At 60.8% G+C, this 23,618-nt stretch carries 19 protein-coding genes; 3 read left to right on the top strand and 16 right to left on the bottom strand.

Annotated elements, in window-relative coordinates; genetic code table 11:
* Positions 1 to 11: 11 nt before the first annotated feature.
* The 10 genes from ACFQDI_RS11965 to ACFQDI_RS11920 form a co-directional block, all read right to left on the bottom strand.
* Positions 12 to 1,757: a NirA family protein gene (locus ACFQDI_RS11965; RefSeq protein ID WP_377166799.1), complete on the bottom strand. Its 1,746-nt coding sequence runs from the start codon at positions 1,755 to 1,757 to the stop codon at positions 12 to 14.
* Positions 1,747 to 3,381, bottom strand: a complete 1,635-nt coding sequence (locus ACFQDI_RS11960; protein WP_377166797.1) for a diflavin oxidoreductase — start codon at positions 3,379 to 3,381, stop codon at positions 1,747 to 1,749. The genes ACFQDI_RS11965 and ACFQDI_RS11960 overlap by 11 nt, the downstream gene beginning before the upstream one ends.
* Positions 3,382 to 3,420: 39 nt before the next feature.
* Entirely contained in the window at positions 3,421 to 5,052 is a 1,632-nt protein-coding gene (locus ACFQDI_RS11955; RefSeq protein ID WP_377166795.1) for a bifunctional protein-serine/threonine kinase/phosphatase, read from the bottom strand.
* A gap of 31 nt (positions 5,053 to 5,083) precedes the next feature.
* Positions 5,084 to 6,289, bottom strand: coding sequence for an MFS transporter (locus tag ACFQDI_RS11950; protein ID WP_377166793.1), 1,206 nt, complete (start codon positions 6,287 to 6,289; stop codon positions 5,084 to 5,086).
* Positions 6,290 to 6,464: 175 nt separating this feature from the next.
* On the bottom strand, positions 6,465 to 7,865 hold the full coding sequence (locus tag ACFQDI_RS11945) for an alginate export family protein (RefSeq protein WP_377166791.1): 1,401 nt from the start codon (positions 7,863 to 7,865) through the stop codon (positions 6,465 to 6,467).
* Between the two features lie 104 nt (positions 7,866 to 7,969).
* On the bottom strand, positions 7,970 to 8,848 hold the full coding sequence (locus ACFQDI_RS11940; protein ID WP_377166789.1) for an ABC transporter ATP-binding protein: 879 nt from the start codon (positions 8,846 to 8,848) through the stop codon (positions 7,970 to 7,972).
* Entirely contained in the window at positions 8,845 to 9,765 is a 921-nt protein-coding gene (locus ACFQDI_RS11935) for an ABC transporter ATP-binding protein (protein WP_377166787.1), read from the bottom strand. Before ACFQDI_RS11935 ends, ACFQDI_RS11940 begins: the two co-directional genes overlap by 4 nt.
* Before the next feature lie 20 nt (positions 9,766 to 9,785).
* A complete protein-coding gene (ntrB, locus tag ACFQDI_RS11930) occupies positions 9,786 to 10,589 on the bottom strand; it encodes a nitrate ABC transporter permease (RefSeq protein WP_377166785.1) in 804 nt (267 codons plus the stop codon).
* A 105-nt stretch (positions 10,590 to 10,694) separates the two neighbouring features.
* Complete coding sequence (locus ACFQDI_RS11925; protein WP_377166783.1) at positions 10,695 to 11,978, bottom strand: CmpA/NrtA family ABC transporter substrate-binding protein; 1,284 nt, start codon at positions 11,976 to 11,978, stop codon at positions 10,695 to 10,697.
* Complete coding sequence (locus ACFQDI_RS11920) at positions 11,975 to 13,075, bottom strand: CmpA/NrtA family ABC transporter substrate-binding protein (RefSeq protein ID WP_377166781.1); 1,101 nt, start codon at positions 13,073 to 13,075, stop codon at positions 11,975 to 11,977. Before ACFQDI_RS11920 ends, ACFQDI_RS11925 begins: the two co-directional genes overlap by 4 nt.
* Positions 13,076 to 13,166: 91 nt before the next feature.
* Between ACFQDI_RS11920 and ACFQDI_RS11915 the strand changes: the two genes are divergently transcribed.
* Positions 13,167 to 14,081 carry a LysR family transcriptional regulator gene (locus ACFQDI_RS11915; RefSeq protein ID WP_377166779.1) on the top strand — a complete coding sequence of 305 codons (915 nt, stop codon included), beginning with the start codon at positions 13,167 to 13,169 and terminating at the stop codon, positions 14,079 to 14,081.
* Here ACFQDI_RS11915 and ACFQDI_RS11910 read toward each other — a convergent pair.
* Together ACFQDI_RS11910 and ACFQDI_RS11905 are read right to left on the bottom strand one after the other, a co-directional pair.
* Entirely contained in the window at positions 13,986 to 14,948 is a 963-nt protein-coding gene (locus ACFQDI_RS11910; RefSeq protein ID WP_377166777.1) for a hypothetical protein, read from the bottom strand. The genes ACFQDI_RS11915 and ACFQDI_RS11910 overlap by 96 nt on opposite strands.
* Entirely contained in the window at positions 14,945 to 16,147 is a 1,203-nt protein-coding gene (locus ACFQDI_RS11905; RefSeq protein ID WP_377166775.1) for a magnesium transporter, read from the bottom strand. The genes ACFQDI_RS11910 and ACFQDI_RS11905 overlap by 4 nt, the downstream gene beginning before the upstream one ends.
* 94 nt (positions 16,148 to 16,241) lie before the next feature.
* Between ACFQDI_RS11905 and ACFQDI_RS11900 the strand changes: the two genes are divergently transcribed.
* Together ACFQDI_RS11900 and ACFQDI_RS11895 are read left to right on the top strand one after the other, a co-directional pair.
* A complete protein-coding gene (locus ACFQDI_RS11900; RefSeq protein ID WP_377166773.1) occupies positions 16,242 to 17,231 on the top strand; it encodes a rhomboid family intramembrane serine protease in 990 nt (329 codons plus the stop codon).
* A gap of 219 nt (positions 17,232 to 17,450) precedes the next feature.
* The gene (locus ACFQDI_RS11895; protein ID WP_377166771.1) at positions 17,451 to 18,014 is read left to right on the top strand and encodes a cob(I)yrinic acid a,c-diamide adenosyltransferase; all 564 of its coding nucleotides are present in this window, start codon (positions 17,451 to 17,453) and stop codon (positions 18,012 to 18,014) included.
* A 470-nt stretch (positions 18,015 to 18,484) separates the two neighbouring features.
* Here the strand turns inward: ACFQDI_RS11895 and ACFQDI_RS11890 are convergent, their stop codons facing one another.
* Genes ACFQDI_RS11890 through ACFQDI_RS11875 form a run of 4 tightly spaced genes read right to left on the bottom strand, consistent with a single transcriptional unit; the run spans position 18,485 to position 23,510 of the window.
* Positions 18,485 to 19,933: a DUF4340 domain-containing protein gene (locus ACFQDI_RS11890; RefSeq protein ID WP_377166769.1), complete on the bottom strand. Its 1,449-nt coding sequence runs from the start codon at positions 19,931 to 19,933 to the stop codon at positions 18,485 to 18,487.
* 46 nt (positions 19,934 to 19,979) lie between these two features.
* Positions 19,980 to 21,929: a Gldg family protein gene (locus ACFQDI_RS11885; protein ID WP_377166767.1), complete on the bottom strand. Its 1,950-nt coding sequence runs from the start codon at positions 21,927 to 21,929 to the stop codon at positions 19,980 to 19,982.
* Positions 21,930 to 21,972: 43 nt separating this feature from the next.
* Complete coding sequence (locus ACFQDI_RS11880; protein ID WP_377166765.1) at positions 21,973 to 22,731, bottom strand: ABC transporter permease; 759 nt, start codon at positions 22,729 to 22,731, stop codon at positions 21,973 to 21,975.
* Between the two features lie 38 nt (positions 22,732 to 22,769).
* The gene (locus ACFQDI_RS11875) at positions 22,770 to 23,510 is read right to left on the bottom strand and encodes an ABC transporter ATP-binding protein (RefSeq protein WP_377166763.1); all 741 of its coding nucleotides are present in this window, start codon (positions 23,508 to 23,510) and stop codon (positions 22,770 to 22,772) included.
* Between the last annotated feature and the right edge of the window lie 108 nt (positions 23,511 to 23,618).

Genomic DNA, 23,618 nt, shown 5'->3' with positions numbered 1-23,618 from the left:
CGGATCATGGCTTAGCAGCTGAAGACCACCTGCAGTTCTCCCACGGTGTGGCGGTTGCAGAAGGCGTGGAAGGTTTCGCCCTCTGTCCGGTTTTTCAGGTAGCCATTGAGCATGGCCTCCAGCGTGGTGCCGAGAGACTCAAAGGCCACGCCGCTGAAGATCTGGCGGCCGATTTTGCGATTCTCGCCAAAACCACCTCCTACTGTGATGTGGTAGCCCTCTCCGCTCACGGATTTCACCTTGGTGCCGAGCAGGCCGATGTCTCCCATGAAGTGCTGGGCGCAGGAGTGGGCGCAGCCGGTGAAGTGGATGTTCACGGGCTTGTCGAGCTTCACGCGCTTGTCCAGGTACTCCATCATGGCGATGGCGTGGCCCTTGGTATCGCTGGCAGCAAACTTGCAGTACTTGTTTCCGGTGCAGGCCACGAAGCCGCTCTTGAGATTCGACTGCTCCGTGGGGAAGCCGAGCTTCTTGAGCGACTTGGCCACCGTGGCGGCGTAGGCAGCCTTGACGTTGGGGATGATGAAATTCTGCCACACCGTGAGGCGCACCTCGCCGGAGCCGTAGCTGTCTGCGAGATCGGCGATGCGATCGAGCTGCCGTGCGGTGAGCTGTCCCACCGGCACGCTGGCACCGACATAAACAAGCCCCTCCTGCTTCTGCGGGTAGGTGCCCACATGCGAGTGCCCCTGCTGCGAGAATTCACGTTTGGCCTGGCAGGCGGCGTCCGGCGCAAGGCGCGTGAGCTTGAACTTCAGGAACTTCTCAGCCTCCACGAGCACGCCATCGAGACCCTTGTCCTCCACCACGTATTTGAAGCGCGCCTTTTTGCGGTTGGTGCGGTCGCCGAACTGGATGAAGACGCGCAGCAGCGCGACCATCACATCATTGAGCTGCTCGGGCTTGACGATCACACCCCAGTCGCTGGCAAAGGTCTGATGACCGGTGACGCCGCCGAGGGCGATGCGGAAGTACACGCCGGGCTCGATGCCCTCGGAGTTTTCCGTGATGCGCACGGCGCTGGCGCCGATGTCGTTGGTGTCTTCCACAGCGGAGATGAGCCCACCGCCGTCGTAGGCGATGTTGAACTTGCGCGGCAGATCGTAGAACTCCTTGGAGGCGATGATGAGCGTGGCCAGCTCATGGACGAGCGGGCGCACGTCGATGAGCTCATGCGGATCATACCCCGCGCAGGGGTTCATGGTGATGTTACGGATGTTGTCCGCGCCAGCACCTTTGGAGTGGAGGCCGCAGCCCTGAATGCGGCGGAGCACCTCGGGGCAATTTTTCGGCTCAATGAGGCGGATTTGAAAATTGTTCCGCGTGGTGATCTGGATGTAGCCGGTGGTGAGATCGCGGGCGATGGCGGCCAGCTCGCGGAGCTGGTAGCTTTTCACGATGCCGCCGGGGATGCGCAGGCGGCACATGTAGCCGTCCTTTACGGGATTGAGCCAGAAGAGGCCGTTCCACTTGTAGCGGAAGACGGATTCGGGCTCGGGCTTGGCATTCCAGCGCGCGTCCATGACGAGCTGCTCGATGGCGTCAAAGGGGTGGAGTTCACGCTTGATGCGCTCCTCCTTGGTGAGGTCATCGAGAGCGGGGCCTGCAGGCGCGGCGGCCACAGGTGCGGCGGAAAGATCTCCGAAGGAGACCCCGCCGGCGGCGATGCCGGCAAAGAAGCCTTCGAGGTAGCGCTTCTGCTCGCCGGTAAAGTCGGCAGAGGGGGATGGCGCAAGGGCAAGTGGTTCAATAGACATCGCGGGCATAGCGTTTCTCCTTTTTCATCTGGTTCACGTAAGCGGAAGCTTCGTCGGCGGATTTGCCGCCTGCGGTTTGAATGATGGAGTGCAGGGCGTCGTCCACGTCCTTGGCCATGCGCTTGGCGTCTCCGCACACGTAGAAGTGCGCGCCCTCCTCCAGCCACTGCCAGAGCTCATTGGCGGCCTGGAGCATGCGGGTCTGCACGTAGATCTTCTCCTCCTGATCGCGGCTGAAGGCGGTGTCCAGCCGTGTGAGGTGGCCGCCCTGCACCCAACCGATAACCTGGTCGTGGTAGAGGAAGTCGGAGGCGCGCTTCTGGTCGCCAAAGAAGAGCCAGTTTTTGCCGGGGGCCTTGGTGGCTTCGCGCTCTTCCAGGAAGGCGCGGAAGGGGGCGATGCCGGTGCCGGGGCCGACCATGATGACGGGCTTTGTCAGATCGGTGGGCAGGCGGAAGTGATTGGCCGCATGGAAGTAGATGCCGGTGGTCTCTCCGAGCGGGAGGCGGTCGGCCAGGAAGGTGGAGGCCACGCCTTTGTGATGCACGCCATCCGTGCTGTAGCGCACGGCGCCTACGCAGAGGTGCACCTCGTCCGCATGCGCCTTGATGCTGGAGGCGATGGAGTAGAGACGTGGCTGGAGCTTGCGCAGGTCTGCCACAAAGGCGGCGGGGGCCATGCCGGTCTGTGCGGCTGGCTTTCCATAGAACTGACGGATCTCGTAATGCGCAATGAGCGCCGCACGCAGCGTGGCGGTGCCTCCATCTGGCAGCGGCACCTCGGCCAGGGGATCGAGCTGATGCGCGGCGAGGATGGTGTCCACCACGTCCGGGCAGTTTTGAACGAAGACGCCGAGGGCGTCTCCCACCTCGTAGCTGAGACCGCTGCCGGTGAGGGAGAAGGCGATGTGGCGAGTGTCCTTGCTGCTGCCGCGAGTGTTCAGCGGGGTGTTGTCGATCAGCTTTGCAGGGAAGGGATTTTTTTTGCTCCAGCCGGTTTCTTCTTCGACGGCGGCCTCAGCGGCGGGTGCGGCGGTGGAGCCGCTGAGTACGGTGAAGGCGCTGCTGCTCCACTGCTTGGCCTGGGTGTCAAACTCCACGTCGCAATCGACACGGTCTGTGATGCGGCGTGCACCCAGCTCGGCGAGGCGGGCGTCGAGCTTCTTGCCAGCGAGGCAGAAGGTATCGCCATAGTTTTTGTCACCGAGAGCGAGTACACTGTACTGCACGCCGTCAAATTTCGGGCTGCTGCCATTTTGATTGATGCTGTCCCAGAAGGAGACGGCGTTGTCCGGCATGTCCCCCTCCCCCCAGGTGCTGGTGATGAGGAGGACGTTCTTGTCCTTGATGAGATCGGCGGGTTGCAGCGAGTCGAGGCCCGCAGCGCGCGCTGCGAAGCCCCGACCCGATGCTTCCCTGGCCAGCCGCTTGGCCAAACTTTCCGCATTGCCGCTCTGGCTGCCGAAGGCGATCAAGAGCGGGATGGCAGCCGCCTGTGATGAAGGCAGAGCGGCGCCTGCGGCTGCGGGACCGCGGTTGAGTACACCGGCGAGGAAGCCATTGAGCCAGGCTCTCTGCTCGGCGGAGAAAGGTGCATTTTCTGGTATGATGGGGACTGTGGGCATAGCGGCGGCGGGGGTAGGGAAAGGCGGCGGTGGACGACGTCACTTCAGCGTGAGAAGCCTGAAGGCGAGGCAGAGCGCGGTGAGCAGCAGGATGAAGAATCCGATCTTGTAGAAGGCGAGCGGGTTGCGCTCGATGAGGGGCGTGTCGGCTTCATGAAAAGGCTGCACGCGGTCAGGGTGGCAGACATCATGCAGCAGCTCGGAGTAGTGCTGGTAGCGGCGCTGCGGCTGGATGGCGATGGCGCGATGGATGACGGCCTCCAACCAGGTGGGGATGTTGGGATTGATCCTGGAAAGGCGGCGCGCGGCGTGGAAGGCGGGCGTCTGAAAGCGCTCGATCTGGCCGTAAGGCAGCTTTCCGGTGAGCGCCTGGTACAGCGTGGCGCCGATGGCGAAGATCTCCGTGCGCTCGCTGATGGGCGCCTCATGAAAGCGCTCGGGCGCGAGATAGCTGGCGGTGCCTGCGCGGGAGGAGACGGAGAAGATGGCGGCGGCGCTGCCGAGGTCGACAAGCTTGAAGGTGAGGCGCGTGTAGTCACCGATGCAGAGGATATTCTCGGGCTTGATGTCGCCGTGGGCGAGTTCCAGGCGCAGCAGCACCTGCACAGCCTCGGCAAGGAATTTTCCCAGAGCGATGGCGGAGTCCACGGAGAGAGTGCGCTCCCGCAGCACCGCGGCGAGGCTGGGCGCATCCATGAACTCCATGAGGTAGCAGCGCGTGGTGAGAGCTGGCGGCTCATAGGCGCGCACAAAGTGGGAGGACTGTGCGCGAGTGGCATTCCACACCTCATGCGAAAAGGCCTCCAGGTGCGGGGCGCTGTCGATGGCCTCCACGGGTGCGAACTTCATGACGACACGGTGGCCGTCTTTCTCTGCGAGCCAGACACGGCTGGTGCCGTGGAAGGAGCGGATGAGCTCGTAGCCGTCGATGACATCTCCTTTGCTCAGCGTGGCGGGGATGGTGAGGGAGCGCGCATTCATCGCGCGCAGGCGGCCGGTCTGCTGGATGTCGAGCACGAGGGCGCTCATGTCATCGAGCGTCTCCTCGCTGGACTGCTGGCGTGCGGAGAGGACGATGCTGCGGGCGGAGCTGTGGCGGGAGAGCGCAGTGGAGAGATCCTCCTCGGAGACGTGATTGGAGACTCCGTCAGAGCAGAGCATGGCCACATCTCCATCCTGCAGGCTGAGGGAGAAGAATTCGGGCTCAACCTCCGCCTGCATGCCGAGAGCGCGCGTGAGCACGTTTGGACGCTCCAGCTCCACATGGGCGGTGGAGAGCGTGTGGAGGCCGCCATTGCGCCAAAGATAGACGCCGGAGTCTCCGAGATTGATGCCGTGGAGCGTGTCCCCCTCGATGACCACGGCGGCCAGCGTGGCCACCATCTCGGTGCGCTCATAGCGCACCTGGGACTCCTGGTAGAGGGAGTGATTGAGGATGCGGGCAAAGGTGGTGAGCGCCTGCCGAGGAGACCAGGAGCGCGGGCGGGCGCTGTAGTTTTCAATGAGCGAGCTGACAGCACGCTGCGCGGCCTCGCGTGCAGGAGCACCGCTGCCTGCACCGTCGCTGAGGACGGCAATGACGGTCTCATCCCACGCACGCACGGCGAAGGCGTCGGAGGAGGCGGAGCCCTCCTCACGAGCGATCCCGTGGCTGGTGGTGAGAATTTTCATGGCAGCGGCGTGAGATGAAGAAGAAGGATGATCAGATGCGGGCCTCGGAGAGAGCACCCCAGGTGGTGCGCCAGCGGATCTTCACCAGATTCAGTCCGATGAGGGCCAAGACGCACAGCGTGGCAAAGGCGAGCAGGCCGGCGAGGTAGCTGCCGGTGATCCCCTTGGAATATCCGAGAGAGCTGGCGAGCATGAAGCCGCCGAGACCACCACCGCAGCCGACGAGGCCGGTCATGACACCGATGTCCTTGGCAAAGCGCTGCGGCAGCAGCTGGAAGACGGAGCCATTGGCCATGCCGAAGGCGCAGGATGCCAGGAAGAAGCCGAGCGCGCAGAGCGGCAGCGTGCCTGCAAAGGCCGCGAGCACCAGCGCCAGCGCCGCAGCCAGGAAGAACACATGCAGCGCGCGGATGCCGCCGAGGCGGTCTGCCAGCGCACCACCGACCGGCCTGCCCAGCGCACCGACGAGCGTGCACATGGCGGCCCAGGTGCCGGCCTCGACCGGGGCGAGGTGAAACTCGGAGGTGAAATAGATGATAAGGGACGCCGCGAGGCCCGAGAAACCACCGAAGCTGATGGTGTAGAAGAAGCAGAACCAGTGTGCGTCTTTTTCCTTGAGCAGATGGGCGTAGTCCACGAGGCGTTTCTTTTTCACCTGCACCTGGGCTTCTTTGGAAAAGAGGATGTAGCAGGCCAGCACGAGCACCAGCGGGATCAGCGCGAGACCAAAGACTGCATTCCAGCCGTAGATGACGGCGAGGCGCGGAGCCAGGATAGCATCAATCACCACGCCCACATTTCCTGCACCAGCCAGGCCGAGCACCAGGCCCTGCATGTGCGGCGGGTACCAGCGGCCCGCCTGTGGCAGCGCCACGGCAAAGCTGGCACCAGCCACGCCGAGCACCACGCCGAGCATGAGCGTGTGGGAGAACTGATGCAGGCCCGTGAGCCAGGCGATGGTCATGCCCGCGATGACAATCAGCTGGGCGATGATGCCAGTGTTTTTGGCACCGATGCGATCCACCAGCATGCCGAGCAGGATGCGGATGAAGGCACCCGAGAGGTAGGGCACGGCCACCATGAGCCCCTTCTGCTGCGGGGTGAGGCCCAGCGTGGTGCCGATCTGCGCGCCGAGCGCGCCGAGGATGGTCCACACCATGAAGCTGACATCAAAGTAGAGGAAAGAGGTGAGCAGCGTGGGCCAGTGGCCGGAGGTCTTGAGAGCGGAAAGTTTCATGAGGGGGCGTTGTTTGGCGGTGTCTTTCTCATGAGCCGCAGGCGTGCCAAAATCGACACGACAGTTAAATAACAATTTGAATGTTTTTTATATAATCCATCGATTTTGTTCATGCATAAATCCAGCCATCCGCCGCTGAAACCCGTGCGGAGGATGGCTGGGAGGCGTGGTGGGATCAGAAATCAATCTGCATCTGCACGTAGCCAAACTGGGCGTTGCTGCCGGCACCGGTCTGCTTGAGATAGTCTCCTGCGACGAAGTAGCTGTAGCCGGTGAGGATGTTTACATGCGGATTGAGCTTGTAGCTGATGGTGAGGTCCAGCTCCTGGCCTCGGAAGCTGCTGGCATTCATGGCAGCGGAATTGACGGGGCGCACCTTGGTAGCGCCGTTGGCACGGTACCAGGAGTCGGCGTTGTTGGCATTCCAGTAGAGGTGGTAGTCCAGCATGACCTTCATCTTTGCGGTGGGCATGAAGCTGAAGTTCACCTGGGGGTTGTACATGTTCATCCAGCCGGTGGTGTCCATGTAGCCGTAGAAGAGGTGGTTGGTGGGAAAGAGATTCTGGAAGGTGCCCACCTGCTTGTCATTGGGGTCGCCATCTCCGCTGGCATAGTTGAACTGCAGGCCAAAGCGTGGCTTCCAGGCGGATTTCAGCCAGTTGTAGCCGACCGCCCAGTGGCCAGCATATGCGGTCAAGGAGCGTCCGCCCACCTTGCCGGTCTGGAAGTCCATCTCTGTTTCATAGTCAAAGCCCTTCAGCTTCTTGGGGTCCCCCTTCCAGAGGGTGCCAAGTGTGACAAAGCTGGTGGAGCCGATTGGGGCGCCAAAGGTGGCCTGGCCGTCATCCCGGTAGTGCAGGGCGTAGAAGTCCGTGGTCGTGTTGAAGGGCACAAACAGCGTGCTGAAGTAAACCCCGCTCAAGAAGGCGTTGCGGTGGTCCGCCTGGTCGATGAGGTCTGACTTGTTCCACTTATTATTGGCAAAGTTCACCGGACTGGCGGTGAAGGCGTCCACAGACCACTTGGTGGCGGTGTAGCGGACCTTGAAGGCGTCAAAGGTGCGCGCCTGATTCGCCCACTCCAGCGGTCCGATGAGGCGCTGATCTCCAAAAGAGAGGAACTGGCGGCCCAGCGTGGAGCTGAATCCCTTTTTCGCGTTTCCAATCTGGATGTAGGCCTTGAGGATGTCGAAGATGTCATCTCCTTCAGCACCGTTCACGCCGATGGTGTGCCCACGGTCTCCGCCGATTTCGCGGACATCCTGGCCCTGCACGTAGAGCTTGATCCAGGGATTGATGTCATAGCCAATGCCGAGGCGGAAGCGCTGGAGCAGCCAGGCAGCGTCCTGCACGCTGTTGACGGCGCTGTTGAAGTCGAAGTTGTTGTCACGGATTTCGTAGCGCATTTTCTCCTGCACATCGAAGGTGAAGTTCCCCATCTTCATGGGGGCATACGTCGGAGGTGGAGGCGCAAGGGTGAAGCCGGGCACAGGGGCCGGCGCAGTGGTCTTGGAGGCAGGAGCCTGGGCGAGCGCGATGGAGGCGGTGGCCAGCAGAAGTGGGGCGATCCGTTTCATGGGAGTCAGGTGGTGAGCGTGCGTACGTTTATGTTCTATTATATTACTTTATGGTATTTCTTCATGCTTTCTGCATGGCAGGGCATGGGGGCGGTGTTTTTCGGCTAGGCGGCGGCAGGGAAAGGGGTGCCGTGGGTGGCGAGCTCCGCAGCCATGTCCGGAGAGGGGACAAACTGCGGGTCACGGCTGGGGCGGATGTGGGAGCGGTCGTTGAGGTAGGTGATGAGGTGCTCCCGCAGCTCATAGTAGCGGGGATCCTCCATGATCTCCCGCCGGTTGCGCGGGCGCTCAAAGGGGATCTGCAGGATGTCCCCCACCTCGGCCTCGGGGCCGTCTGTCATCATGATGACGCGGTCGGAGAGGAAGATGGCCTCGTCCACGTCATGGGTGACCATGAGGGTGGTGATGCGGTTGCGCCGCCAGAGGTCGAGCAGCACCTCCTGCAACTCGTAGCGGGTGAGTGAGTCGAGCATGCCAAAGGGCTCGTCCAGCAGCAGCATCTTGGGCTGCAGGGCAAAGGCACGGGCGATGCCGACACGCTGGCGCATGCCCTGCGAGAGCTCCCCGGGGTATTTGTGCATGGCCTCCCCAAGGCCGACGATGGTGAGATAGTACTCGGCCATCTGTCGGCGCTCGGATTTGCTGGCGGTGAAGTACACCTGGTTCACCCCGAGCATGACATTCTCAAAGGCCGTCATCCAGGGCAGCAAGCAGGGAGACTGGAAGACAATCCCTCGGTCCGGGCCGGGGCCGGCAGCCTCGCGTCCGGCCAGGATCATGTTTCCCTGGCTGAGCTCACTCAGCCCGGCCACCATCATGAGCACGGTGCTTTTGCCGCAGCCGCTGTGGCCGATGAGCGTGGCAAACTCCCCCTCCTTGAGCTTGAGGTTGAAGTTTTTGACGATCGTCAGCGGCCCCTTGGGGCTGTCGTAGGTCTTCCACAGACGATCCAGTTCGAGCATGGGTGGAGCTGCGGTCTTCATGCGGCCACCTCCACTTCTTCGCGCTGGTGGTCTCCGCGGCGTCTGGGCCCGGAGCGGTTGAGGAACTGCAGGCTGTTCACAGTGGTGAGATCCTCCGGCAGGATGTCTGGGAGGGAGACATGCACCGATGATTTGACCTTGCTGCGGCCTTTGGCGTCCAGCAGCGTATTGATGAGCTGGGCGCGGAGTTTTTTGAATCTCGGATCATGGTTAAGCGTGCGGCGGTCCCGCGGCCGCTCGATGTCCACGAGGATGGGCTCTCCGAGCGTGGCGGGTGAGGTGGGCAGCAGCGGGATGACGCGATCGGCAAGAAGCAGCGCCTCATCGGGATCATTGGTGATCCACAGCACGGTGGTGAGGTTCTCGCGCCAGATCTCGCTGATCTCGTCCTGAATCTGCGCTCGGGTCAGGGCGTCGAGCGCGCTGAGCGGCTCATCCAGCAGGAGCACCTTCGGGTTCATGGCGATTGTGCGCGCCACAGAAACGCGCTGACGCATGCCGCCAGACAGCTCCTTGGGCAGCTTGTGGGAGGCGTGTCCGAGCTTCACCATGGTGATGAACTTTTGCACATGCACTTTGCGCTGCTGCGGAGTCCAGTCCTTGAAGACTTCATCCACGGCGAGGGCGATGTTTTCCTCCACCGTGAGCCAGGGCAGGAGCGAGTAGTTTTGGAAGACAAGACCGCGATCCGGACCGGGTTCCGTGATGCGACGCCCCTCGATGAGAGCCTCGCCAGTGTCCGGTGTCACAAGTCCGGAGATGAGGTTGATCAAAGTGGATTTGCCAGAACCGGAGTAACCGACAATGACAACGAACTCTCCTTCCTCGGCAGCGAGATTGATTTCCTTAAGCACCTCCGAGCGCGCACCCGGCTGGCCAAAGCCTTTGGAAGCACCTTTGATTTCGATAAGCGGCATATCTGGATCTGGGTTTGGGGTTAGGCAGTCTTGAAGCGGGACTCCACCACGCTCATCAGCCGGTCCAGCACGTAGCCGACGACGCCGATGGTGAGGATGCAGAGGATGATGTGGGCGTAGCTGTTGGCATTGTACTGCTGCCAGAGGAATCCACCGACGCCGGGGCGGCCGGTGAGCATTTCCACGGCGACGATGACGAGCCAGGCGATGCCGAGGCTGAGGCGGAAGCCGGTGAACATGTAGGGCAGCGTGGCGGGCACGAGCACCTTCCACAGCGTGCGGGATTTGGAGAGCTTCAGCACCTTGGCCACATTCAGGTAGTCCTGAGGCACGGCACGCACGCCCACGGCGGTGTTCATGACGGTGGGCCACATGGCGCAGATGGCGATGGTGAAAAGCGCGGCGGCGTCCGAGGCGCCAAAGGTGGTGCGGCCGTCGGCATTCACGAATTTGACTCCGCTGAAGAGGATCATGCCCAGCGGCAGCCAGGCCAGCGGGGACACTGGCCGCAGCACCTGAATGAGCGGATCAAACGCCTGGGTGAACTTCTTCGAGAGTCCGAGGAAGAACCCAATCGGCGTGCCGACGACGAGGGCGATGAAATAGCCCTCCGCCACCAGCACGAGCGACATCCAGGTGAACCGCAGAATGCCCTGATCCAGCTCCCCACGCTTGGCGAAAGGCTCGGTGATGTAGAGCCTGCTGGCCGTCCAGGTCTCCCCGGGCGTGGGCAGGTCTGCCGAGAGACCTTCGCGTTTGGTGACTTTGATCTTGTCACCAAATTCATCCACTTTTTCAGTCGTGATGGATTTTCCGGCAATCATATACCATAAAAGCCCACAAACTAATATTGCCACCACCGGCAAAAGGATGGACTCGAGCTTGAAGCGTTGGATCAGGTGCATTGTGCGGCTGTGCGGTTGAGGGTTTCAGGCTTTGGGTGTTTTGACCGCAAAGGAGGCAGCGTAGGCTTCGAGGTCGGCCTTCGGGTCAAAGGTGACGCCATCGAAGAGGGTTTCAGCCTTGTCATCGACGCCGCCATGGGCGTAGCCGATCTCCTTCATGGCCTCTTCGTAGATGTCCGAGCGCATGACCTGCTTGGCCACGCCTTCGTAGTCGGGAGCGCCGGCGGTGAAGCCCCAGCGACGAAGCTGCGTGAGCCACCACTTGGCATACTTGGCCTGGGGGTAGTTGCAGTTGCGGTCGCTGAAGATCATGTAGTTCGGGTCCTTGTACTTGCGGCCGTCTCCCATGTTATACTTGCCCTGCAGGCGGCCAAGGATGGCCTCGGGCGGGCAGTTGATGTAGGTGGCGGCGCTGACGATTTTTGCCTGCTCCTCGCGGTTTTCCATCTTGTCGAGCCAGACGCTGGCCTCATGCAGCGCCTTGAGCACGGCCTTGACGGTCTTGGGATTTTTGGCGGCAAACTCCTCGGTGAAAGCGCAGACTTTTTCAGGATGATCTTTCCAGATACCCTGGGTGGCGATGGAAGTGTAGCCGATCTCGTCGGCGATGGTCTTGGCATTCCAGGGCTCGCCCACGCAGAAGCCGTCCATCTTGCCGACTTTCATATTGGCCACCATCTGGGGAGGCGGCACGGTGATCAGGGAGATGTCCGCGCCGGCACCGGCGGCGTCTCCGGGATTGATGCCGCCGGCGGCGAGATAATAGCGCAGCCACATGGCGTGCGTTCCAGGCGGGAAGGTCATCGCAAAAGTAAGGGGATTTCCCTTGGCCTTGGCTTCATCGACGAAAGGCTTCAGCGCCTTGGGGTCATCGGCCACCTTGCCCTTGAAGGTGTTGGAAAGCGTGATGGCCTGGCCGTTGCGGTTGACGATCCACGGCACGATCATGGGCTTCTTGGGCGCGCCGCCCAGGCCCATCGTGCTGGCGATGGGCATGCCGAGGAGCATGTGCGTGGCCTGGATGTCGCCATTGGTGAGCGAGTCGCGGATGGCGGCCCAACTGGCACCTTTGCTGACGGTGGAGTTGATGCCATATTTTTTGAAGAGCCCCTTTTCATGCGCCACCACGATGCTGGAGCAGTCGGTGAGGGCGATCATGCCAAACTTCAGGTCGGCGGTTTCAGGGGCGTCGGAGGCGTAGGCGGAGCCCACCCAGCCCTGAGGCAGGCCGGAGAAGAGAGCACCGAGACCTGCGGTGGTGCCGGAGCGGAGGAGGGAACGACGGGTGAGCGGAGAGGATGGATTCATGCTTGGAGTTGCTGGATGCGTTTGATGTTTTTGTTGCTGGCGGCGGCTTTGGCTTGAGGGAAAGAGAGATCCGCATTCCAGGCCTCGCGCAGTGCGGTGCCCCCTGCGGTGTACTGGGCGCTGGTGATGAGGCCATGGGCGATGAACTGGTCGAGAAGCCAGCGACCCCGGCTGCTCACCGGCGTGTTGGCATCCCGGCGGTGGAAGATGTGAAAATCGGTCACCTCCACGGACTTCTCGGTGCCGAGGTCCAGCGGGCCGACGAGGGAGCGCTTGAGGATTTTTTCGCTGACGGAGAAGTAGCCGCTGCCGGCCAGGATGCGGACCACCTCGGCACGGTTCTCGCGCTGGTCGCAGAATTCGCAGGCCTCCTGGAGGGCGCTGATGACAGCCTGCACCTCCGCAGTGTGTGTGGAGACAAACTGCTCGGTGGAGAGCAGCACCTTCTCCGGATGCTCCGGCGCGAGTTGAGCGCTGGTTGCCGCGATCCAGCCGATGCCCTGCTCCACAGCATAGGAGCTCCAGGGCTCGCCGACACAGTAGCCGTCGATGAGGCCCTCGGCGAGGCTGGAGGTCATCTGCGTGGGAGGGAGGGCGACGATGCGCACGTCCTTCTCCACATCAATGCCGCCGGACTGCAGCCACTGGCGCAGCAGGAAGCAGTGGGAGGCATAGCGCGACACCATGGCAAAGGTGAAGCGGCGGCTGAAGGAGCTGCGGATGAGTTTTTTCAGGCTGGCGGCATCCCGCACGCCGCGGTTCCAGAGATCGCGGCTGAGGGTGATGGCATTGCCATGAAGATTGAAGACAAAGGGAGCCACCACGCGGCAGGGCGGCGAACTGAGGCCGAGGCGCATGGCGAGCGCCAGACCGGCGATGGCATGCGCAGCATCGAGCTGGCCGTAGAGCAGCTTTTCACGGACGGTGGCCCAGCCGACCTCGCAGCTCAGCTCCACCCGGGCGCCGTGCTTGCCGAAGAGATCCAGGTGCCTCGCCACCAGAAGAGGTGCACAATCCACCAGCGGGATGAACCCGATGCGGACCGGCTTGTAGGAGGCGGAGACGGCAGGCTTTTCGATCTTGGCGAGCTTTGGCATGCCCCACACAACAGCAGCAGAGGGACCAGTCCGCGATATTTCCTGCATAAACTACGCGCAAAGTTTTTCAATCGATGTATGAATTCCATTCATGGACCAAGCCATCGACACCCGACAGCTCCGCGCCTTTGTTCGCCTGGCACGCAGCGGCAGCTTCACCCAGACAGGCCGCGAGCTGCACCTGACGCAGAGCGCCGTGAGCCATGCCATCAAGTCCCTGGAGACAGATCTGGGCAGCATGCTCTTCCACCGCCAGGGCAAACGCGTGCACCTCACACACGCAGGACGCGAGCTGCTGCCGCATGCGGAGGCGATTCTGCAGTCCATGAGTCATGCGCGTTCAGTTCTTGGCACGCTGGACCAGACACCGCGCGGGAAACTGAAGATTGGCTGCACCACCGCCGCGGCGCAGTTCATCCTGCCCACCGTCCTGCGCGAATTCAAAGAATCCTTTCCGCTCTATGAAATCAAAGTCATCTGCGGAGAAACACCCGACACCATTGAACGCCTGGTGGGCAATGAGATTGACCTGGCGGTGAGCCTCCGCCCTCTCGATGTCTCGCGCATGAACTGCCACCCCATCTTTGATGATGAACTGGAGTTCCTGGTTTCGCCGCTGCACCGCTGGGTGCAGACGCGGCCCAAACTGAAGGATGCCGCGAACGAAACCTTCATCGTCGCAAGCCGCAACAGCCTGAACTTCTCCATGATTCAGGAATACTTCCTCAAAAACGGCGTGCGTCTCCACTCCTTCATCGAGCTGGGCAGCTCCGAGGCCACGGTGGAACTGGCCAAGCTCGGCATCGGCGTGGCGATTGCAGCACGCTGGATCGCCCGCAGCGCGATCGAAGCAGGACAGCTCATCGCGCTGCCACTCCCCAAGGCGAAGATCAAGCGCCGCTGGATTGTCTCAACTCTCAAGAACCGCCCCTTGAACCTGCCCGAGCGCACCTTCATCGGACTTTGCGAGGAGGTGGGACGGCGGATGAGCAATGACCGCCTGTGAAAGCGCCGAAGTCTGTTCGAGCAGCCTTCTGCGGAGCTCCGCCGCCTTGGCCGCCAGTTCACGCTGTTCACGCTCATACCGCACGCGGCCTTCTGCCGTTTCGATTCTCACCGGCTCATACCCGAGCGACTTCAGGTCATAGGGGCTGGCCCGCATATCGAGGTCCCGCCCCTGAAGCGCCAGCTCAAAACAAGCCCCGATCAAATCAGAGCCGGTCCACGGCCAGAGCTTTGACGACCATTTGTACAAATCCATGTTGGCGTGCAGGCAGGCTGGTTGCTCGAAATCCGGGCGCGACTCCAGCGTCGGCTGCAGCACATTCAAAGGCCGCGCTTCAGGCGTGAAAAAACGAAAGGCATCGTAGTGGGAGCAGCACACAGGCAGTGACTCCACGAAAGCCGCCAGCTCATGCGGCGGCAGACGCAGCTCATATCCCTGATGCCTCACCTGCTGCGCCGACTGGCGGTAAACCATGGCCCATTCATGCAGCCCGTAGCACGCAAACCTCCCTGCCCTGCCAAGCATGCGCGCGCAAAGCATGGCCACCCACGCGGCAAATTCGCGCTCCCGCTGAGTGAAACGCCGGGTGTCCAGGCTCAGTCGGTTCTTCACACACAAAAAACGCTCCCCCTGCAGCCAGGGGCACTCGGCGAGATCCTCCGCTGTGACTTCAATGGCCACCCCATAGGGCGGCACCCACTGTTTGAGCTTCGCTGGCGCAAAGCTGTAATAAGTGAACAGAAAGTCATGCACCGGATGTTTCGCATCACGGCTGCGGCGCTCCACAAAAGCGTCCGCATGCGCCATGACTCGTCCGGCATGCTCATGCATGCGCGCCCGCCACTCATCCCGTTCCCACACGATCATGGCACCAGCAGCGTCGCGAGCCCGAGAAAGGTGCCCATGCTGATCACATCCGTCGCCGTGGTGAGAAAGATGCTCGAAGCCGTGGCCGGATCAGCGCCGAACTTCCTCAGCAGCAGTGGGATCAAGGCGCCGCTCAGGCCGCTGACCACGCAGCTAAAGGTCATCGCCACCCACACCACAAAGGCCAGCATGAAAGCATTGGGATTGTTGTTCATGTGTGCATAGATCCCCATGCCGATGGCGGCGGAAATGCCGACAAGCATGCCGTTGTACAAACCCAGCAGGCCCTCCTTGATCACGAGCTTTCGCTCATCCCCCGCTTTCAGGTCTCCCAGGGTCATACCACGCAGGGTCACCGCCAGAGCCTGGCATCCGGTGTTGCCGGACTGCCCTGCAAGCACCGGCAAAAACGCCGCCAGCAGCACCAGCCGGCCCAGCGTCCCCTCAAAAACTCCGACCACCGTCGCGGCGATGAAACAGGTCACGAGATTGATCTGCAGCCAGGGATGCCGAAAGCGCAGGCTGCGCAGCAGCGGTGTGGTCAGGCGCTCTTCTTTTTCCACCCCCACCATCGAGCCGACCTGGGCGCTGATCTCGATCGCGCGCGCCTCAAATAAAGTCTGCCCGCGCACCAGCCCCAGCAGAATGCCGTCTTTGCTGCACACCGGATACACGGGGTAATGCTTGTTCACGACAAGCTTCATCGCGTCCGTGAGCTCCATGTCCGGGGCCAGGGTGAAGGGTTGCTTGATCATCACGTCCGCCAGCCGCGCGTCGGGCTCGGCCAGCATGAGGTCCCGCATCACCAGCAGCCCCAGCAGCCGGCCTTGCTCGTCGGTGATGTACCCGTAGGTGATAAAGGCTTTCTTGGCGAGCTTGCGCACTTCCTCAATGGTGTCGCGCGCGGTGGCCTCCGGGCGGAACACCGCCACCGGCTCCTCCATGAGCCGGCCCACGCTGTCCTCCGGGTGCTCGAGGTTGCGGGCCCATTGCCGTGTCTTGTTCAGCGGGACAAAAGTCAGGGCGGCAGTCCGCGACTCATCCTCCATCTCGTTCAGCACGTGCTGCGCCACCATGGGATTGAGCTGCTGCAGCACCCGGGCGGCATCCTCTCCGGAAGCTTGCTCCAGCAGGTCGGCGGCATCATGCGCCCCGCTTTGGGATACGGCGTCGAGCAGAGAGTCTGAGGTCGATTTCATACTGCGGCGGGAGGTTAGCCGCACTGGAGTCGCTTGTCATCGCCAACGCGAAAAAAACCTCGCGCAGGACGTTCAGTCGGGCACATTCCCCACCATGTCCCTGTATGACCGTGATTACATGCGTGAAGGACCGCCACGTTCCGTCGCTGGAGTGATGCGGGGATTCACCGCATTTCATGCAATCCTGGGGATCAATGTAGCGGTGTTCGTCATGCAGTTCCTGTTCGAAACCGGCGGAGTCCGGCACCCGCGGACGGGAGACTACATACCGCTGGGCGGTGTCAGTGTGGATGAACTGACACGCGGCAATGTCTGGACACTGCTCACCTACATGTTCGTGCATGGCAATTTGATGCACTTTGCCCTGAACATGATGATGCTGTGGTTCGCGGGGCGCGGGGTGCAGCACCTGTTTGGCAGCCGCCATTTCACCCTGATCTACCTTTTGTCCGGCATCGCGGGGGCCCTCACAGAGATGGCGGTGAACGGCTTTGTGCTGGGTGACGTGAGCACACCTCTGGTGGGAGCCTCGGCTTCGGTTTTTGGACTGCTCATGGCCCTTGCGGTGGTTTTGCCGGATGAAAAGATCACCGCCTTCATCTACTTCATCATACCTGTTCACCTGAGGCTCTGGACCCTGGCCAAGGGGCTCTTCATCATCCAGCTGGTCTTTGGCCTGACGGGTGTGCTGTTTCACATCCTGCCCGAGGGCATGAAAATCGCCTACTTTGCCCATCTCGGCGGTGCTTCGCTGGGGTGGTTTTATGCACGCAGCCTCGGCTATGGAGGCAGGCCCCTGACCTACGCCAGCCAATGGCAGCCTCCCCGCTACCAGCAGCAGCGCAGGCCGGCTATGGCACGCACCCGAGTGCGCCCATTGACCGAGCGCGAAATTGACACATCCCCACTCGCTGCACCGGGATCATTGGACTCCGCAGACGCCTGGATGGAGCAGGTGGTCAATCCCCTGCTGGACAAGATGAACCTCCACGGCAAAGACAGCCTCACCGCAGAGGAGTTGCTTACCCTGGAACGAGCCAGCCGTGAAGTGGAACGACGCCAGCGGCAGTCAAAAGGAGGCTGAAAAGCGTCGTTTCATGCTTTCCACACGTTCCACACGCTTGGCAGCCTTGCTTTTGCTGACCCTGCTGGCCGGATGGATGGTGCGCTCGTGTCGGAAAGGGACAACAACCCAGGTCCCGCCTCCCGCACTCTCCCCCCACCTGCAGCCATCACCGCAAGGCAGCTTCCCAGACGAGTAAGCCCCCCCTCACCATTCATTCAAAGCCAGTCATCTCTTACCATGTCCATCGCCACCCGCAAAGGAGACCAAGGCCAGACCGATCTGCTCTTTGGCTGCCGCCTCGCAAAATCCCATCCCCGTGTCCACGCCCTCGGTGCCGTGGATGAATTAAATGCCGCACTGGGCCCCTTGCGCATCGCAGCAGCCCGCGAGGAGACGCGGCAAATTGTCCCGCAAGTTCAGCGTTGGCTGATCGAGCTCATGGGGGAACTGGCCACCCCACCGGGAAATGAAGACCGCTATGCCGCCAGCCACCCGGAACGCATCTCTACCTCCAATGTCGTCTGGCTGGATGACTGGGTGGCCAAGTTGGAGGCGGGCGGTGCCCTGAAGTTCAAAGGCTGGGCCCTGCCTGGAGAAGCCGGAGTCATGAGTGGTGCGTATGCCGACCTTGCCCGTGTCGCCTGCCGCCGAGCTGAGCGCAGCGTCATTGATCTGCAAGGCACCCCCGATCACATTCCAAATGAGGAACTCATACGATTCCTCAACCGCCTGTCAGATGTACTCTGGCTGCTTGCGAGATGGGAAGAACAAGTGACCGATAACGCCCCTGTGCAAATGTAACCAGCCAGTCGTTTCAATAAAATTATAGCGCTTAAAGCGTTTCCTTCACCGAAACACCGACAACGATGAAATAGTTGTTCCCAGAGATTTTGGATCGATTCAATTTCCAACCCGAAAATGTAACGTCCAAATCGTATCCGCAAAAACCCGCCCAAGCAGCAGTTTCAAGTCAGTTATCACTAGTTAACAACGAAACGAAAACGTCATTTCATCTTCGGTTCACCAAACATGTCCTAGGCGATGCCTTGCTCCCGAGAGGGGGAGGTGATTCGCTCCATGCACGTGTTTCAGCAAGGCTCATAAACGCATCCGCCATCATTGAAGATGATCCAGACACGCTGTTCGCTGCCGCGATCTGCCTGATCAGGCACTGTGTTTTCAGCCCCGATTTTCCATGTCTTCCCCCAAAAGAAAAACGGAGTGATGCGAGGCACCACTCCGTCTTGAAACTTGCATCTATCAATCAATGCTCAGGGCTTGGCCTGCGGAGCTGCAGGCTTGGCCGTTTCTTGTGCGGCCGCCGGCTTTTCTGCAGGAGCCGGGCTGGCCGCAGGGGCCGGAGCTGGCTTGATCTCCGGTTTTGGAACAGCAGGCGGAGGCACTGCAGGCGTATTCACGTTGATGGAAGCTGCGGGAGCTGCCTCGGGCGTGGCTGGAGCAGGAGCACTGCCCGGCGCAGCTGGCAGAGTGTTCAGGCCTGGAATCATTTTCTTGATGTCAGGCAGTCCTGAAGAACTTGCGCCGCTTCCTGTGGCTGGAGCCTGCTGTTTCGCCGGTGGAGCTGCCGCAAGGATTTCAGAGCGCTTTTTCAGGAGGCTGCTCACTGTGTATTCCGTGACCTCATAGACCCAGCCTTCGAACTTCTTCTCATCAGCGAGCTTCTCCTCAAGCCTCTTCTTTTCCGCAGCAAAAGCTTCATCATTTTTCTTTTTGTCCTCCGGCTTCTCATCCTTCACGGCGGCGCGCTCTTTCGGGAACTCTCCGCTGACAGTGACGGTGACGTAGTATTTGTCGCCGTCCCCCTGCCCTGCTTTCTTGGCAGTCAGGATGGTGTAGGTGAATCCATCGAAGGTGACGAGCCTTGCCTTCACCGCGTCTTTCATGATGTCCGCAGCCTTGTCTTTGCTCAGCACGTCATTGAAAGTCGGGCTGGAGAACAAACTGCCGAGGGACACCTTGGCCGTGTCGATGCTTTCGCCGGGACCGGCTCCATCCAGAGTGAACTCTCCAGGCTCATTGGCACGTGAGGCTTTCCATGAATCAGCCGGCTTTGCAGCGGTGACTTCCACCGACTTGAGCTTCTGCACATCAAAGAAGCCCTTGGCCAGCCAGGTGTCCGGCTTCGCCACCAGATCTGGCAGCTGATCATTGATCTCCCAAATCGTGTCTTCTCCCTGAATGCGGACAAAGCGGTTGCCTGCAGGGCCGCCAAACATCCGCATCTGCTCATTGTTGGAGCCGCCGGAGCTGCTCACCTGCCCGCCGAGCACCAAAGAGTGCATCAGGGCGCCCTTCTCGTCGAACAATTCCACGAGGGTGCCTGCTCCAGTGGTGTTGGCATTTCCGGGAGAGTTCACCCCCACCTTGCTCCAGGAGTCCTTGCCGATGCGGCGGCCGCCTTTGATCTTTTCATACTTCAGGCTCAGCAGCGCGGTCTGCAGCTTCTCTTTCTCCACGGGGTATGCCGCTCTTTCCTGGACGACCCAGGTATCGTTCTGGACCACAAGGGTGGTTTCACCTTTGCCCTCCTTGATCACGATTTTTTTGATGCCGTTGATGTCAAACTCCGGAAACAACAGCTCCCGTGCCTTCACGCTCACGAGCGAGCGGTTTAGCAGTGAAGTACGCTTTTTGGATTGAACCAGGGCGGTGCCGATGATGGCGGCGAGTACAACCAAAAGGATGATGATCTTCTTCATGGCTTTGAGGAAAAGACAGTGTGTTGACTGGTTTTAAACTGCGAAATCAGGCCGCCGCCGTGCGGGTGCGACGCTGCATGGCAAAAATGAGCCCGACCATTCCCACCAGCACGGGAACAACCAGCACGTTAAGGGTCTTGATCAAGGTCTTGCGGAATTCCACCTCCTTGTTGACCTCTTTGCGGATGTTCCGCACTTCCTTGTCGATGGTCTTGGTGTTTTTTTCCATCTCCTTGATGTTGTTCATCGTCCCCTGGTCCACGATCAGAGCCCCCTTCTTCAGGTCGAGCTGCGGACGCGCCTTGCTCAGCTTTTCCGCCAGCTCCTGGCGTTCCTTCTCGAGATTGACCAGCTGCGGACGGTATTTTTCCTCCACCGTCTCGCGCATTTCCTTCAGCTTGATGAACGGACGCACCGGAGACTTGCGGTTGCGGACCTGGATGAGGTCACCGCCGCCGGCGAACACTTCCACGGCATTCAGCACCATGGGCAGGTTGCCACCGTTGGTCACGAGGCCCACTCCGAGTTCCCCCTGCTTCAGGCAGAAGGCATCATAGAGCATGTCGGCGTCGGAAAAGAGGATGACGTTGCGCTCGCTGTCCTTGGACTCTTTGAGCGAGTTGTCGGCTTTCTTTTCAGGCGCTTTCGCCTCGGAGGCTCCAGGTGCGCTGGCATCCTGCTGAGGGCCTCCGGTTTCTTTGGAGGGTGCGGCAGCCGCAGGCTTGCCATCCGGGAAGGCGGTCTTGAATTTGCCGGCAATACGCACGCCCAGCACCTGCTTTTTGCCGCTGGCGTTGAAGTTGACCATGGGCTCCCGGCGCAGTTTGTCAGCCGCAGCCGTGTCGATGAGCTCCGAAGCCTCGGAACTGTTCACGAGCGTGATCACATTGAGCCCAGGCTTATTTTCGACGGTCAAGGCACCGGAGTTGATGAGGGTGAAGGACTGCAGACCGGAGGTCACACGGTCGTCTTGGTTGATGGCCTGGCCGGGGAGCTGCAACGCCGTCGGCATGAGGCGGCCTTGGAGATTGCCACGGTAGTTCATGTCCACCAGCACCATGTCTTTTTTGTAGCCGATGCCCCAGGCCTTGAACAAACTCGGCAGATCGGAGGAGGTGTTGATCATGTTGCCCGGCTGGCCGGTCATCGGATTGGGTTGGCTGCTCATCGCCTGGGCGAGCAGGCTCTGCGGATCCACAAAGGCGATCACATTGCCGCCGCCTAGAAGATACTGGTCGATGGCATACTCGGCCGTCTTGCCGATGTCGGCAGGATGCACCACGAGAAGGACAGTGATGTCGCTGTCGATCTTGTCGGCTGTCATCGAAATCTCGCGCACCTCGTAGTCAGAACGAAGCTGCTGGATGAGCGCCCAGGCTTCCGGGCCACGCTGCTGCTGGAACGGCATGGAGGGCACGCCGCCGATGGGCATCGCGCTCATGTAGCCGATGACCGTCTTGGTCGGCTTGATGACCTTCGCGATGGCGCGGGAAACGTCGTATTCCAGCGCCGTGGCATCTTCCGGATTCAGAAACGGCAAGATCTCCTTGCGGTCAAGGCACTGGACCGTCAGCCCCAGATAGATCTGGTCGCCTTCCTGATTGACCTGCATGCCGCGGATTTCATCGTCCTTGGCCTTGTCCTCGTCATCCGTGTCCGGGTTCGGATGGATGACTTCCAGGGACACGCTGCCGTTGCTCTGCTTCTCATATTCCAGCAGAAGATCCTCAATGGCCCGCGCATGCGGTTTGAGGACGTTTGGCATGACGCGGTCGTCATTCGTGGCATAATATTTGATCGACACCGGTTCATCGGTGTTGATCCGGCTGAGAATGTTCTTCGTCCCCTGGGAGAGGGTGAAGAGACCGTCCTCGGTCAGGTCGAGACGGACGTTGCCAAAATTCACCCAGCCCACGAGAAAGTTCAGGGCGAAAATGATGGCGATGATCAACACGGTGATGATGCCGGCAGAGGCATTCTTGTTTGAAGCGCTCATGATGATGATAGGAAAGGTTGGATAATGAAGGCTCAGGGAACAATCAGGCGCGCTTGGAACGGAGTCCCAGGTCGGTCACCAGCAGCGCCACAACGATGACGGAAACAAAGTAGAGCACGTCACGCAGGACGAAGATGCCCTTGGTCATTTCAAAAAAGTGATCCATGAAACTGAAGTAGCTGATGAACCGCACCACGCTCTCCATCCCGTTTGGCACGGCGTTCACCACCGTCTGGGTCAGGCCCGGATCTCCGATCAGGGCGATCAGCAGGCAAAACGCGACGCTGATGATGAAGCACACCACCTGGCTGCGCGTAAAGGCGCTGATGGCGGAGGTCACCGCCAGGCATGCCATCGCGTAGAGGTAGCTGGCCACGTAGCCGCTGATGATCGGGCCGCTGTCAGGATTGCCCAGATAAGCCACCGTCGCGACGATCGGGAAGGTCAGCGCCAGGCCGATCAACCAGATCACCGCAGCCGCCAGAAACTTGCCCCAGATGGCCTGCCAGGGGGAGACCGGCATGGTCATGAGCAGCTCGATGGTGCCCAGCCGGTGCTCCTCAGACCACAGGCGCATGCCCACGGCCGGCGCCAGCACCGTGTAGATCCACGGGTGCCAGACAAAGAAACGGGTGGCCAGCGAAACGTCGTCACTGTCCAGGAGGCGTGAGAAAAAGAACGTGAAGCCATTCGTCGCCAGCAGGAAGATAACGACAATGACGTAAAACACGGGAGAGTTGAAGTAGGCCATAAACTCCCGCTTGAAGACGGCCAGAGTGTTTTGGATGTCTCGATTGCTCATGCGTTGGTTGGATTGGGGGGTGAAAAGGAGAAAGGATCTCAGGCCGCCTTTTTGCCGGCGGTCTCTGATTTGGTGATGCTGCGGAAGACCTCGTCGAGGGTGTTGGCACCAGGGACGAGTTTCTTGAGGCTGTCTGGGGTGCCGTCGGCCACCACCTTGCCACGGTCGATGATGATGGCGCGGGAGCATGCAGCCTCCACCTCTTCCAGAATGTGGGTGGAGAAGATGATGGCCTTGTTCTGGCCCATGCGCTTGATCATGCCGCGCACCTCGTGCTTCTGATTGGGGTCAAGACCGTCCGTCGGCTCGTCCAGAATCAGCACATCAGGGTCGTGAATGATGCTCTGCGCAAAGCAGGTGCGGTGGCGGTAGCCCTTGGACAGGGTGTCCACGCTCTGATTGCGCACCTTGTCCAGAAAGCACAGGTCCAGCACGCGGTCGATGGCCCTTGTGCGCTCCGCGCCATGCAAGCCGCGCAGCTCGGCGCAGAAGCCCAGGAAACTGGCCACCGTCATGTCGGAATAAAGCGGCGCATTTTCAGGCAGGTAGCCCAGGCGCTGCTTGGCCAGCTCCGGTTCTTCAAGCATGTTGATCCCGCAAAGGTTCACGCTTCCGCTGGTGGGGCGGAAATAGCCGGTGACCATGCGCATGGTCGTGGATTTGCCGGCACCATTCGGCCCGAGAAAGCCCAGGACTTCGCCTTTCTCCACTGAGAAGGAGACATCATCGACAGCCACTTTGGTGCCAAACACCTTGATGAGGTTCTTAACTTGGATCATAACGTCGTTGGATCGGTTGGTTGGGGGGAAATGAACGCCACAGGGAGACGGTTCTGGTTGTTCGCCCCCTCCGGACGTTCAATCGCGGAGCGCTTTTTTAGGGGGTAC

It is taken from the genome of Prosthecobacter fluviatilis (genome assembly GCF_042655725.1).
Classification (GTDB): domain Bacteria; phylum Verrucomicrobiota; class Verrucomicrobiia; order Verrucomicrobiales; family Verrucomicrobiaceae; genus Prosthecobacter; species Prosthecobacter fluviatilis.
This window is presented reverse-complemented; position numbering and strand designations above follow the sequence as displayed.

Bases quoted from the DNA above. Each gene is read 5' to 3' on its own strand.
- ACFQDI_RS11965 (WP_377166799.1), bottom strand. From the start codon at position 1,757: ATGTCTATTGAACCACTTGCCCTTGCGCCATCCCCCTCTGCCGACTTT.
- ACFQDI_RS11960 (WP_377166797.1), bottom strand. From the start codon at position 3,381: ATGCCCACAGTCCCCATCATACCAGAAAATGCACCTTTCTCCGCCGAG.
- ACFQDI_RS11955 (WP_377166795.1), bottom strand. From the start codon at position 5,052: ATGAAAATTCTCACCACCAGCCACGGGATCGCTCGTGAGGAGGGCTCC.
- ACFQDI_RS11950 (WP_377166793.1), bottom strand. From the start codon at position 6,289: ATGAAACTTTCCGCTCTCAAGACCTCCGGCCACTGGCCCACGCTGCTC.
- ACFQDI_RS11945 (WP_377166791.1), bottom strand. From the start codon at position 7,865: ATGAAACGGATCGCCCCACTTCTGCTGGCCACCGCCTCCATCGCGCTC.
- ACFQDI_RS11940 (WP_377166789.1), bottom strand. From the start codon at position 8,848: ATGAAGACCGCAGCTCCACCCATGCTCGAACTGGATCGTCTGTGGAAG.
- ACFQDI_RS11935 (WP_377166787.1), bottom strand. From the start codon at position 9,765: ATGCCGCTTATCGAAATCAAAGGTGCTTCCAAAGGCTTTGGCCAGCCG.
- ntrB (WP_377166785.1), bottom strand. From the start codon at position 10,589: ATGATTGCCGGAAAATCCATCACGACTGAAAAAGTGGATGAATTTGGT.
- ACFQDI_RS11925 (WP_377166783.1), bottom strand. From the start codon at position 11,978: ATGAATCCATCCTCTCCGCTCACCCGTCGTTCCCTCCTCCGCTCCGGC.
- ACFQDI_RS11920 (WP_377166781.1), bottom strand. From the start codon at position 13,075: ATGCCAAAGCTCGCCAAGATCGAAAAGCCTGCCGTCTCCGCCTCCTAC.
- ACFQDI_RS11915 (WP_377166779.1), top strand. From the start codon at position 13,167: ATGGACCAAGCCATCGACACCCGACAGCTCCGCGCCTTTGTTCGCCTG.
- ACFQDI_RS11910 (WP_377166777.1), bottom strand. From the start codon at position 14,948: ATGATCGTGTGGGAACGGGATGAGTGGCGGGCGCGCATGCATGAGCAT.
- ACFQDI_RS11905 (WP_377166775.1), bottom strand. From the start codon at position 16,147: ATGAAATCGACCTCAGACTCTCTGCTCGACGCCGTATCCCAAAGCGGG.
- ACFQDI_RS11900 (WP_377166773.1), top strand. From the start codon at position 16,242: ATGTCCCTGTATGACCGTGATTACATGCGTGAAGGACCGCCACGTTCC.
- ACFQDI_RS11895 (WP_377166771.1), top strand. From the start codon at position 17,451: ATGTCCATCGCCACCCGCAAAGGAGACCAAGGCCAGACCGATCTGCTC.
- ACFQDI_RS11890 (WP_377166769.1), bottom strand. From the start codon at position 19,933: ATGAAGAAGATCATCATCCTTTTGGTTGTACTCGCCGCCATCATCGGC.
- ACFQDI_RS11885 (WP_377166767.1), bottom strand. From the start codon at position 21,929: ATGAGCGCTTCAAACAAGAATGCCTCTGCCGGCATCATCACCGTGTTG.
- ACFQDI_RS11880 (WP_377166765.1), bottom strand. From the start codon at position 22,731: ATGAGCAATCGAGACATCCAAAACACTCTGGCCGTCTTCAAGCGGGAG.
- ACFQDI_RS11875 (WP_377166763.1), bottom strand. From the start codon at position 23,510: ATGATCCAAGTTAAGAACCTCATCAAGGTGTTTGGCACCAAAGTGGCT.